The 12,691-nt window shown below is 34.5% G+C and carries 12 protein-coding genes; 10 read left to right on the top strand and 2 right to left on the bottom strand.

The genetic code is table 11. The annotated features are described in order from the left end of the window. On the bottom strand, positions 1–208 hold a 208-nt coding region (locus tag ND811_RS12985; RefSeq protein WP_265365532.1), incomplete at its 3' end, for a transposase. Between the two features lie 135 nt (positions 209–343). On the opposite strand from ND811_RS12985, the gene ND811_RS12990 reads away from it, so the two are divergent. From ND811_RS12990 to ND811_RS13000, 3 genes are all read left to right on the top strand, one after another. After that, a complete protein-coding gene (locus ND811_RS12990; protein ID WP_265352661.1) occupies positions 344–670 on the top strand; it encodes a DMT family transporter in 327 nt (108 codons plus the stop codon). Between the two features lie 9 nt (positions 671–679). Continuing rightward, positions 680–1,210: a MepB family protein gene (locus tag ND811_RS12995; protein WP_265352660.1), complete on the top strand. Its 531-nt coding sequence runs from the start codon at positions 680–682 to the stop codon at positions 1,208–1,210. A gap of 958 nt (positions 1,211–2,168) precedes the next feature. Beyond that, entirely contained in the window at positions 2,169–2,999 is an 831-nt protein-coding gene (locus ND811_RS13000; protein ID WP_265352659.1) for an acyl-CoA thioesterase, read from the top strand. On the opposite strand, the gene ND811_RS13005 is transcribed toward ND811_RS13000, so the two are convergent. Continuing rightward, positions 2,989–3,720, bottom strand: coding sequence for a pseudouridine synthase (locus ND811_RS13005; RefSeq protein ID WP_265352658.1), 732 nt, complete (start codon positions 3,718–3,720; stop codon positions 2,989–2,991). The two genes, ND811_RS13000 and ND811_RS13005, sit on opposite strands and share 11 nt — an antisense overlap. A gap of 142 nt (positions 3,721–3,862) precedes the next feature. On the opposite strand from ND811_RS13005, the gene ND811_RS13010 reads away from it, so the two are divergent. The 7 genes from ND811_RS13010 (at position 3,863) to ND811_RS13040 (ending at position 12,666) form a co-directional block, all read left to right on the top strand. Continuing rightward, positions 3,863–5,641, top strand: a complete 1,779-nt coding sequence (locus tag ND811_RS13010; protein WP_265352657.1) for an ABC transporter ATP-binding protein — start codon at positions 3,863–3,865, stop codon at positions 5,639–5,641. A gap of 59 nt (positions 5,642–5,700) precedes the next feature. Further along, a complete protein-coding gene (locus tag ND811_RS13015) occupies positions 5,701–6,825 on the top strand; it encodes a methyl-accepting chemotaxis protein (protein ID WP_322113477.1) in 1,125 nt (374 codons plus the stop codon). A 15-nt stretch (positions 6,826–6,840) separates the two neighbouring features. Next, positions 6,841–7,086: a hypothetical protein gene (locus ND811_RS13020; protein WP_265352656.1), complete on the top strand. Its 246-nt coding sequence runs from the start codon at positions 6,841–6,843 to the stop codon at positions 7,084–7,086. Between the two features lie 25 nt (positions 7,087–7,111). Next, on the top strand, positions 7,112–7,789 hold the full coding sequence (locus ND811_RS13025) for a hypothetical protein (protein WP_265352655.1): 678 nt from the start codon (positions 7,112–7,114) through the stop codon (positions 7,787–7,789). 106 nt (positions 7,790–7,895) lie between these two features. Further along, entirely contained in the window at positions 7,896–9,416 is a 1,521-nt protein-coding gene (locus ND811_RS13030; RefSeq protein WP_265352654.1) for an SDR family oxidoreductase, read from the top strand. 1,331 nt (positions 9,417–10,747) lie between these two features. Beyond that, positions 10,748–12,355 carry an ArnT family glycosyltransferase gene (locus ND811_RS13035; RefSeq protein WP_265352653.1) on the top strand — a complete coding sequence of 536 codons (1,608 nt, stop codon included), beginning with the start codon at positions 10,748–10,750 and terminating at the stop codon, positions 12,353–12,355. Beyond that, positions 12,352–12,666, top strand: coding sequence for a hypothetical protein (locus tag ND811_RS13040; protein WP_265352652.1), 315 nt, complete (start codon positions 12,352–12,354; stop codon positions 12,664–12,666). Before ND811_RS13035 ends, ND811_RS13040 begins: the two co-directional genes overlap by 4 nt. The last annotated feature ends 25 nt before the right edge of the window (positions 12,667–12,691 follow it).

The following is a 12,691-nucleotide window of genomic DNA, read 5'->3' on the forward strand; positions in this document are numbered from 1 at the left end:
TTCGTAGCTCTTCACTTTCTTTAATTTGTTTGTCCGTTGGCGGACTCGTCTGATCTGTTTTTTTCATGAATTCAGCCTTCCATTGTCGTAAGACATGATAGCTGATTCCCAGTGATTCTGAAACTTCTTTTATTGTGAATGTTCCTGACAATGCTCGCTTTACCGCTTGCTCTTTAAACTCTGGAGAGTATTTTCCTCGTTTCCTCATCTTACACCTCTTGCTTTTTTCTTGCAAAAAAGTGTCCGAATTTATGTCAGCAGGCTAATTTTTTTACAAAACTGTCCGAATAATCAAATTTACAAGTCCCGCAGTAATCGAAAAATAACTACTAACGGAGATTGTATGAACTGGTTTTTACTTTTTGTTGCGGGATTATTTGAAGTTTCCTTTGCATTTTGTCTCGGAAAAGCAAAAGAAACTACAGGAAATGAAACCTATTTTTGGTATTTGGGATTTTTGATTTCACTCTCCATAAGCATGATTTTACTGATAAAAGTGACTCAAGCTTTGCCTATTGGCACTACTTATGCGATATGGACTGGAATCGGTGCTGCCGGAACAGTAATCATGGGAATCATCTTTTTCAAAGAACCAATAGAATTCTTGCGACTTTTTTTCTTATCCACATTAATTTTGTCTGTTGTCGGTCTCAAATTCGTATCACATTAAAACTCAGTAATGAAATCATCCTCCGCCGCGATCACCAAATTACCTAAATTTCTTAGCCGTCTGCAAATTTCACTATTTGATCCTTACCAATTATTCATTAAAGAAGTTCATCTAGAAACTGAGAGTAAAGATTATAATGCATGTTACTTTAAATTAAAAAACAAAAATGTTGTATTTAGAACTGCCAAGACCACTCCCAAAAAAATCGGACAATTCGTAACCTTGTGGAAACGCAATAAAAATGGGCCAATTGAACCATTCCGTTTCCAAGAATCTGCTGATCTTTATATTATAGAAACAATCAATCGAAATCAAATTGGTTATTTTCTTTTTGCAAAAGAAATACTAAATGAAAAGGGAATTCTTTTCGGTAAACATAAAGGTAAAAGAGGATTTAGAGTGTATCCTTCCTGGGACAAACCCAAAAATAAACAAGGCAATACTACCCAGATTTGGCAAATACCCTATTTTCACGAAATAATCGAAAATAGGCAAGAGCTGAATACACTAAAAAAACAATTAGAGATTTTTATAAAATAACTTACTGAATCGATTGTCCGCTAAATCAAATTTCTTAGGACTCTGACCTGTATACCTTTTAAATTCATTTTTAAAATGAAACTGATCATAATATAAATCTAACAATCCTTGTTTTTGAAATGGAGAACATATATTTTGGCCCATGTTTTATAAATATTCTGATTCAAATGCTGACTAATATTTGACTGAATTTGTTCTACAATATAATTAGTGATCCGGTTATCTCTATTCAATAAATTCTTTAACAAAATTAAAAACTTTTGAATCAACTCGGAGATTTAATATGGATCTTTATTGTAACAAATTGTTTCTTCTAAATTTTCTACTTCCTTACCAAAAATATGAGAAAAAAATATTGTCTTATTTGTAGCTTCATACATGGGAAAAGGAAAAATTTAATATCCACAAACCGTTGTTAACTGAAAAAAAATATATTACCCCGAAAATTAGAAGTGTGGATAGATACACGTCGATCCCAAATTCCTGAGACTAAAATCTTTGATTCTAAACACTCTTGGCTTAGAGTGAATTCTTCTGTTTTTAGCTGTTCCAAAACGGGAACAATTATTTTTTTGTTACCATTTGGTACAACAATTCAATTTTCTTGTAAATTAAAAGAAAACACAAATATTTCAATTCATAGGAAGTTAAAAAAATGAAACATAAATGGAGACTAGATTTGTTGAGCTTCCAAGCGAATTACCTAATCATACAATCGAAAAATTTTACCACTGTATGAGTTTCTCTTTGGATGACAATTATAGCTGCATTGAGTTTCCGTTACATTTTTCCTGTTCCCGCAGTTACTTGTTTACTTTCAGCTATACTTTTGACTGTAGAGTGGTATAAAGTTCACTTTCATTCTTAACCCCGGTTACTAATTAAATTAATCAATTGAATGGTAAATCCTGTTAGGAATTATTGTTTACCATTCAATTGATATCGAAAGAAAGGTGGAATGAGTCAAATTTTCCGTAAAACCCTAACTACTCGGCACTTTGATTTGGACTGGAACCGTCATGTAACAAGTAGAACATATGAACGGTTTGCTTATGATGCGCGCTGTGAAGTTTTAAGAGAATTTGGTTATCCCATAGAACTAATGTTAAACAACAATATTAGTTATATTCCTGGTTCAACCAATGTTCGTTTCCTAAGTCAACAATTTGTAAATTCAGACCTGACAGTGGAGACTCAGGTCTATCGTCTGGAAGATGGAATCCTTCTTTGGAAACAAACTATCTTTGGATCCGATGAAAAAAAAGCATGTGAAATAGAAACAAGATCTAGATTGGTTCAGGATGGAAAAAATATCCGAATCGCGAACATTTCAGAGATCAATATCAACACTTACCAGTTTACAATCCATCCAATGCCAACATTACAAAACACTGTCGAACATGATTATTATATACCTTTCAGTGATATGAATTGTTTTTGGAATCTACCTTCAGACTCTATTTGGAAAATTTTCGAAGAAGGTCGTTTCCTATTTTTTAAAGAAATCGTTGATCTCAATCTAATCAAAGAAACCGATTCCACCACTTTTTTTATGGGGGGTGAAATTTTAATCTATAAACAACCTGATCCCGGCTCACATGTGAAAATATTAAGTTGGATCGAAAGTTTTGAAAAAATACGATTCTATTTTAGACAAGACATTATTGATCTAAATGGAAATCTATTAGCAAGTATGAAGGACGAACAACTGTTTGTTTCCCTATCTAATTCTAGACCAAGAAGAGCACCTGCTGCATTTTTCGATAAAATAGAAAGATTTATTGAATGAGAGGTATTTTTTGTTTGAGAAGGGCTTCTTCTTCTGCGGTCAATTCTCGATAGCCTCCAAGAGCAAGGTTCGGATCCAACTCTAAATTCCCCATTTTCATTCGCTTTAGATAGATAACTTCTTTTCCTAAACTTTGGAACATTCGGCGAATTTGTCGGTATTTGCCTTCCTTTAACCAAACGGTAACTCGTTGTGGTTCGGAAGGATCTGGGACCGCTAACCTAGCAGGTAAAGTTTTATATCCATCATCTAAAACAATTCCACTTTCAAAAGCTTGAATATCTTCGAGAGTTACGGGTTCAGAAATTTCTGCATAATATTCTTTTTCGACAAAGTGTTTGGGAGATGTATAATAATGAGCAAGTGTTCCGTCTGTTGTAAACAGTAATAGACCTTCTGTTTCTTTATCCAGTCGACCCACTGGAAATAAATTCATATTCCTATGTCTTTCACTCAAATAATCCATTACCGTTTTTTCCCGAATATCTTCCGTTGCAGTGATACAATCAGGAGCTTTGTTCATCATAAAATAGTAGAATTCTTTTCGCACAAGAACTTCTTCATAGTAAACTATTTCATCAGAGAGAGAGACTTTGAAACCAGGATCTTTAATCACCGAACCATTTACTTTAACAAGACCCTGGTGGATTTCCTTTTTAACATCGGACCGAGAACCCAATCCATAATTTCCTAAAACCTTATCTAACCGTTCTTTTGTCATATTTTGTTTTCAACTTCTAAATCATAAATAGTTATGGCAACCAGGAATTCACCAAGATTGTTTGCAATCGCATTAAAAAAATGTATCAAAAACAAAAGGCAAAAACAATCTAACGAGTATGTCCTCAACCTTTTTCAGGATTTTGAAAACTTCTCGCATTGCCTTTGACTTAGCTTACAAAAGTTCTCCCGTATTAACCGCGCTCATTTGTATCTTGACTTTAGCCAATGGATTATTTCCTTCCACTTTGGTTTGGATTGGTAAACTAATTATTGATTCCATTTTACAAAACCAAAAAACATCAAGTAGTTGGATTGATTTACTACAATCAGAAGCAGTTTGGTTAGTTTATGCAGAAGGTTTATTTACAATCCTTTATTTTGGTACTCAGAAATTATATAACATTGCTTATACACTACTAAGAATTCGTTTAGGCCAAGAAGTAAATGAAAGAATACTATCAAAAGCGATTCGTTTGGAACTAACCCAATTCGAAGATTCCGAGACATACGATAAAATGACTCAAGCAAGAACCGAAGCTTCTTCCAAACCTCTTTCGATGGTCACAAGATTTTTTACCATTGCACAATCATCAATCACCATAATTAGTTTTTTTGGACTATTAATTAAACTGTCACCATTGGCTTCTTTGATTTTAGTGATTGCCGCGATTCCCTCTTTCATTGCTGAAACTAAATTTTCCAATCATAGTTTTCGACTATTTCGTTGGAAAGCAAAAGAAACAAGAGAACAAGTTTATCTAGAAACTCTTATGGCAAGAGAAGACAATGCAAAAGAAATTTTACTCTTCGACCTAGGAAAAGAATTTTTAAATCGATATAAAGAAAATTTTCAAAAAATCTATTCGGAAGACAAAAAGCTAACAATCCGCAAAGGTATGTTTAGTTTTCTTCTTGGACTACTCAGTCAATTCGCTTTTTACGGTTCATATGTTTGGATCGTATGCCTTGCCTTAGTGCATAAAATTTCATTAGGTGAGATGACAATGTATCTTGTCATATTCAGACAAGGACAAAATACATTTTCAAATGCACTGTCTGCTTTCGGTGGAATTTACGAAGATCATTTGTATATAGAAAACCTAATGGAGTTTCTTGATCTACCAATCTTAAATCGATATGGAAATAAAAAAGGAAATCATCATAAAACAGGAATAGTTTTTGATTCTGTTTCCTTTTTATATCCTGGAGCTAAAGAACCTTCACTTTCGAATGTTAGCTTTGAATTAAAAGCAGAGGAAAAACTTGCTATTGTTGGAGAAAATGGATCAGGAAAAACAACTCTTATCAAACTTTTAACTCGGTTATATTCACCTACATCGGGTAATATCTATTTAGATGGGATTAATTTAGAAGATTGGGATGAAGAAAGTTTACGCAGAAGATTCGGAGTCATTTTTCAAAACTTTGTTCAATACCAGTTCAAGGTCGGAGAAAATATTGGAATGGGAGATGTCCAAAAAATCCAATCAGAAACCGAATGGATTTCCGCTGCTAAACTAGGTATGGCTCATGATTTTGTGACCCGTTTAGAAAAAGGTTATTCTACGAGACTTGGCAAGTGGTTCCAAGATGGTCGTGAACTTTCAGGGGGTCAATGGCAAAAGGTGGCGCTTTCCCGAGCTTTCATGCGTACAAATGCAGACATTCTTATCTTAGATGAACCCACATCTGCAATCGATGCAGAAGCTGAAATGAAAGTTTTTGAACACTTTAGGGAACATACACAAGGTAAAACAGTAATACTCATCTCGCATCGATTTTCCACCGTTAGAATGGCAGATCAAATTTTAGTGCTTGAACAAGGCAAAAAAACCGAATGGGGAAGCCACGAAGAACTGCTCTTAAATAAAGGGAAATACGAAAAACTCTTTCGATTACAGCAAGCTGGATATCAATAGGACATTAGAAAAATCCGATATTATAATGAAAGTTCAAAACGAACCTTATAGGATAGAACATGGATGACAATTATTCTAATTTAGGAATGCGAAAACTTAAAGTTCTTATCGACTCTTTTGGAGAACGATCCAAAGAGATAGGTTTCGTTGCTGCTTCAATCCAACAAGTAGCCAAACAGACAAATTTACTGGCATTAAATGCATCTATAGAAGCAGCCAGAGCCGGCGAACATGGAAGAGGATTTGAAATTGTAGCAAATGAAGTAACAAAATTATCTTATCAAACCTCCGAAGCTACGAAAAAAATCTCCGAAATTTTATCTCGTATCAATTTAGAAAATTCTTCCGCAAATGCTGATGTTTTTGAAATGGAAAAACAATCAGTGGTAGACTTTGCAGAACTCTGGACAAACAATATTGCAAAAGAACTCGAATCAAAATTTTATATTATGGCCACTTCTTTATATGGTTTGAAATTTTTGATCCAAAGTTTAGTTCATGCTAACATAGGAATGAAGCGAGAACATTTACTTCTAATTTTACAAGAATACTTAATCCAGAATGAACAACAACTAGCCTATGCAATCTGTTGCGAACCAAATGTAATTGATTTACTGGATTCAGATTATGCAAACAAAGAGGGGCATGATTCAAACGGAAGGTTTGTTCCGTATTGCCATAGACATTCCGGGAGAATATCGATAGAACCTTTACAAGGTTATGATACTCCTGGGGAAAACGAATGGTATACATTACCTCGTGACTTAGGTGAGGACGTTATGATGGAACCTTATGATTATCCAATTGAAGGGAAAACGGTAAAAATGACAAGCTTCATGACTAATTTGTTTTTACATTCTAAATTTGCCGGTATCCTTGGGGCCGATTTTTCTTTGGAACAATTACTAGCAGAACTCTCTCCGAAAAAGATCTTCGGAATCGGCCAAACCTCTCTCCTTACTTACAATGGAAATTTTGCATCTCATCCGGAACGGGAAACCTTAGGGACATTTGCGGAGGTGCTCACGGAGGAGGCAAAAAAGGCAATCCAACGGGGTGAAAGTTATACTTTTATTGATCATTTGAACATGGCAAGAATCCTAAAGCCTGTCCGAATTGGACAAAGCAAACGACCTTGGAGCATTATGGTCGAATTTAATTTAATTTCTGCGCTTAAAAAATAACCAGTCTAATCTGCGATGGAAAGCAAAATCGCGGATAACTTAGAATCTCAAATTGTAGATCTTTACAAAGATAAGGAAGAACTAGAAACCCAATTAGGCACTTCTGATACGGACATGATTATTACGGAGTTTTATCAATTAGAATCTGAATTAAATCGTCTTTATCAATTCAAAGAGAAATACAAACGAATCGAAGTAAAACAGATTATCATCGAATCAGTTCAGTCTGCCTATATACAAAACCATCGACTTTCCATATAGAACTGGAAAATACGGATCTAAAAAAATGGAATTAAAAATCATCAAAGACAAATTACAGAATATATCCTTTGAAAGATCAGTAAAAGAGAATATTGAAGATTGGGGAAAGAACTTTGGAAGATCAAAAGACGATGAGAAAAAAAACCAATTATGGTTTGATACTCTTATTCGCAGTTTTTTAAAAATTCTTGAAGATATTGAAGATGAAGAAGAACTTAGAGTGATTTTATTTTCAAAGTATATTGAATTAAAATGTTTTTGGAAGCAACTCAATACACAAATACAATATCAAAACTTTAAAACAGGATCAGCTGATCCGCAATCAATGATTCAGGCATCATTGATTACCTACATTTTAATTGCGATCGAACCAATCATTCACGAAAAAGACTTAGAGGAAATTCAACAATTTTTAACAAAACCAATCCGTGAAATTTTAATTGAAGAACCTAACGAAATATCGACATCTAACGAATCCGAATTTATTACCGAACAACTAAATCTACAAATTTCTTCTTTATATTATGACAAAGAAAAATTGTTTCAGACATTAGGTACTTGCGAACCTAAGGAAATAATCTCAATGATTATTAACATGAGAGAACAGGTCACTGATCTAAAGTCAGAGATGCAAGATAGCTGTTTACTTGATGGATCGATTCAATTTACAGGAAAAAGAAAAGTAAGGGTAATTAAAGCTTAAAAATTAGTCAAGAAATACAAAGTCATTTGACTTTGCCAGAAATCCCCCCCTACTATACCTGACCAAAGATACTTGCTCATCTATATCCAGTCAAAATTCTGGTTTTATGGACATAGATTCTTTGTTACAAGATTTAAAAAATCTTTTGGACTCACCCAAGGAACTTGTAACCATCTCGGAAGAAAAACGTTTAGAACTTATGATCCTTTGTGGGAGGATATCTCGCCCCGATCGTAACGAAGTTAGAAAGAGAAACCGAACTGTTCGTGTTGAAAAAAAACAAACTATCAAAGTTCAGGAAAAACAAAAAACAGCACTAACAGGAATTAGGCGAGCAAGAGAAACAGCAGTTTTCCAAGCACCACTACAAATTTCAAATACAGCAGGATGGTCTTGGGACAAAGCAGAAGAATTATCAAACCCTAAACCTTGTTATATTTGTAAAACTCCATTTACCAAATTACATTTTTTTTATGATTCCATGTGTCCGAACTGTGCTGAGCTCAATTACTCCAAGAGGTTTCAAACAGCAGACCTTCGCGGAACAGTCGCAGTCATTACCGGATCCAGATTAAAAATTGGATACCAAGCAACCTTACTTTTGTTACGTTCTGGAGCAAGAGTCATTGCAACTACAAGGTTTCCAAATGATTCGGCCATTCGTTTTTCTAAAGAAACTGATTTTCATTTATGGAAAGACCGGTTACAAATTTTTGGGTTGGATTTAAGACATACTCCAAGTGTAGAAATTTTTTGTAAATTTTTAGAAAACCATTTAGAACGTTTAGATATCCTCATCAATAATGCAGCGCAAACGGTAAGACGACCTCCAGGTTTCTATGGCCACCTTCTTGAAACGGAAAAACTGAGTCTTTCTGAATTACCAACAGACGTGCAAAAATTACTAAGTTTTTACCAACATTGCAAACAAGAATTAGATTCTTACAGGTCAGATTCAGAAATGAAAGACACAGCCACAGCCCTCGCAGTGAGTTGGAATCATAAAACTCCAGGTGTTGGTATTCGTTCTTCTGCGGCGTTATCGCAAATTCCTTATTCACATGATAATTCCCACGAACTGGAAGCAGTATTTCCTGAAGGGGAATTGGATGCCGATTTACAACAAGTTGATCTTCGTAAAACAAATAGTTGGCGACTAAAGCTTGGTGAAATCAATACATCTGAAATGTTAGAAGTCCAATTGGTAAATGCGGTGGCACCGTTCGTTCTTTGTAACCGACTTGTAGGAATTATGCGCAGAGACAATACGGGAAAAAAACATATCATCAATGTTTCTGCAATGGAAGGAAAATTCCATAGGTTTAAAAAAGAAGACCGACACCCACATACAAATATGGCCAAAGCTGCTCTCAATATGATGACTCATACCTCTGCAGAAGATTTTGCAAAAGATGGAATTTTTATGAATGCGGTGGACACAGGTTGGGTAACAGATGAAGACCCTATCGAACTTGCAAAAAGAAAACAGGATCTTCATGATTTCCAACCACCTCTAGACATAGTGGATGGTGCCGCAAGAGTCGTTGATCCCCTGTTTGATGGTGTCAATACAGGAAAACATTGGATCGGAAAATTTCTAAAAGATTACTTCCCTATTGACTGGTAGGAACTTGTAACGTCAGGATTTGTTCCTTCGGTGCAAACCTCTTTAGAAACTGAGTAAACGATAACAAGTTCCCTTTTTCAAATCGAAACTTACTTCAAAAAACAAAAGTCCTCTGAATGAAACTAATCCATCTCGAACCATCATGCCAAGAGTTAAGTGGAAACAAGGTTTTGATTAGAATGAAAAAATACGAAATCTATCCAGTCCAATGAAAAATCGAACAATGAATTAAACAACATTCCCACAATGTGTATATTTCACTATACGTTAATCCAGAAAGTTACAAGCCAAATTACAACAAACGTAACATTTAGGTATCAATAATTTGGGCGAGTCCCAAACAGAACACACAAAAAAAGTATAACCCTTGTTCTATGATTATACTTTTTTAATTGTCGGGACTGGGCTACTCCGGGGTGCGCGTTCGCTCCCGTCTGCCTTTGGCAGACCAAGCCCTACATATCCCGCTCGCTAAGTATTGATTGTGTTGTTTATCTCTTTTTTGTGGAGTCTTCTCTACAGTTCTATTAACATTGCAATTTATAAAACAGAACTAAATCAAAACGAGAAAAGTATATTTAATATACTTCACAGGCATTCAATTCTCCGGAGTATAACTCATTCTCCCCAATTATTCGTTTCTTCAAATCACAAGACAAACTAATCTGATCCTTTACTTTAAATAATAAATCCGAAAAATCTGCTGCTACAATGTTAGTAACAACCAAGTTTGACATACAATTACGGAATATACTTTTATCGTAATAGATACTCCTTTTACATACGTTATTTGAATGTAAAGAAACTGGCGTATAACTTGCAAAATTCGGAAAATTTTCAAGTTGTTTTACAAAAAAACTATCGTAAAATCCGCATCAGCATCTTCCAACGAAAATAACCGATGATCGTTTGTTCCACTTGTTTGCGTACAATTGATAAAAATAAAACTAAATATAATGAAAAAGAAATTCGACAAACTAATTCGAAAAAAAATATAACATCACTCCCGTTTGGTGATTACTAAATTTCAAGAGATACCTAACTCTTACCTTAAATTTAAACTTAAGATATATAAATCGACAGCCTCGGAAAAACAAATCCCCCTAACCACCCATAAAAGAACACTGTTCTCTTATAAAGACCCGAACCAAATTCACTTTCTATCTCGAACTTTCTCTTATATTTCATTGAATAAGCGTCCGTTATACAAATAGCACGCCCAAAACCTAAGTAAAAACCTTTGTTCATTTTATCATTCCATTCGTTATTTAAAACTAAATTACGTTGACTGACTGGTCAGTATCTTCGTTTATGGATAAAAGGTTTCGAAAATGTACTTTGCATTTATCCTATTTATTTCTGCTTTATTTGCGATGACCCTAGGTATTCCAGATGCCCCTTTTCCACAAGGGGACGAAATTATGCATATTCGTTCCATTCGAGAAAGTTTAGAAGCAGGTAGTTATACCCTCCCTGTTTTATCAGGACTCCCTAATCCTTATAAACCCCCACTTCTTTTTTGGTTGGGTATGTTTTTTGATAAATTATTCGGGATAAGTTATTTTTCAGAAAGATTGGTGTCTTTTTTATTTGGGATAGGAACGCTTACGCTTTTTTACAAATTTTATTTAACTCTTAGTAAATCAGAAAAAGAAACGAAACTCGCAACCCTAACCTTTGCATTTTCCTATCTCTCCTTAAAATTTTTCGGGCTCCTAATGATGGAAGGAGCAATGGTATTTTTTACCTTATTATATGTTTACTTATTCTACAGGTCAAATACCGAAAATAATATAACTTATGTTGCATGGGGAAGTTTTTTGATTGGATTCGGATACTTACTGAAAGGCCCAATCTTACATATCTACATTCTGTTATTTTTAATTAGTTTCCTTTATCTAAAAATGGTCCGTGTAAGAAAAGGACATTTCCAAATTTTACTCAAACCACTTTCCAAAGAAAAACAAACATTACTTTTGTTTTCGCTTTCACTCTTCGTTCCATTCTTCTGGATATCTTATTTGTATTTGTTCACAAATTCTGGAAAAGAATTGTTACGATTCTTTTTTATCACAGAAAATATGGGAAAATTTTATGCCGCAAACCAATCAGGACTTAGAATTTGGGGAGGTTGGCTTCTTTATACAATCCCATTCACCATCCCATTATTGCATACCGTTTGGTATGCCATAAAAAAATCTGCAAATAGTAAAAACAGAGCTTTGACTATGGTTTTGTTGGTATTTTTACTAGCAGTGACTATCTTTCATTTAATGCCCAATAGAAAGGATCCATATTATGTAACTCCTTTTATCAGTTTTCTTTTTTTACTACCTGCTTTAACAAAAGAAACTTGGGAGAGAATCATTCTTTCCAAGTTCAACAAATACTCAATTCCTTTGATTTATTTTCTATTTGCCGCTATCGCAGTCGTTCTTCGACTTTCTTTGTTATTTGCAATTTCTCTAACAGGAATTGTTTTATCACTTAGCGCGATATGGGCCTTTCAAAACAAAAATACTAGATTTTATGGAATCTTTATCCCTCAACTTCTCTTAGTTCCCATTATGATGATCTTTTTGATTAGACCATTGGCTGATCCAGATATCGCAGAACAATTGATCAATGTAAAAGAAAAGGAGATCTGTGTTGTGGCCGAGAATCCTTGGACAGCAATGGATGTTCAAAATAAACTAATCAAAGCGAATGTAAAGTTTGCACTCCCACTGACTTATAGGGAAACCTGCCCTGATGCAGAAATCATTGTTACATTCACCGAAACAACTTTATCTGAGAATTGGAAAAAAGAGTCCTCTTGGTTTCAATGGAGACAACATTTAAACTTAGATACAAAAGAGACCCAAAAAGCCTTACTGAAAATGGACAAACGTTTTTTCCAATCGGAAGTCAGCGTTTGGAAAAAGGTAGAAACTCTATGAAAAAGTACGGATTTCTTTTTCTTTTATTAGCGATGGTTTCTCTTTGGGATATTTCCAAAGACAATGCTCCGAGATTTGGACAAAAAGCAAAACTAGACCAGTCTTCGGAATGCAAATCCCTTTGTCAAAAAGCAAGTCTTTGTTTAAAAGAAGACCAAAAACAATTACAAGATCCTAAAATGTATCAATTCGCCTGTGAAATTCTTTGCACTAAACAATTCCAGTTGTTTGGTGAGTGTTCCAAAGCCATCGCAGCATCTTGTGAAAGTGGTGAGTTATGTATTAAAAATCAAACAAAGGGGCTTTTTTAAAAACAAAAGAAGTTAAATGACCAGT

This window comes from Leptospira soteropolitanensis, from assembly GCF_026151655.1.
Lineage (GTDB): Bacteria > Spirochaetota > Leptospiria > Leptospirales > Leptospiraceae > Leptospira_A > Leptospira_A soteropolitanensis.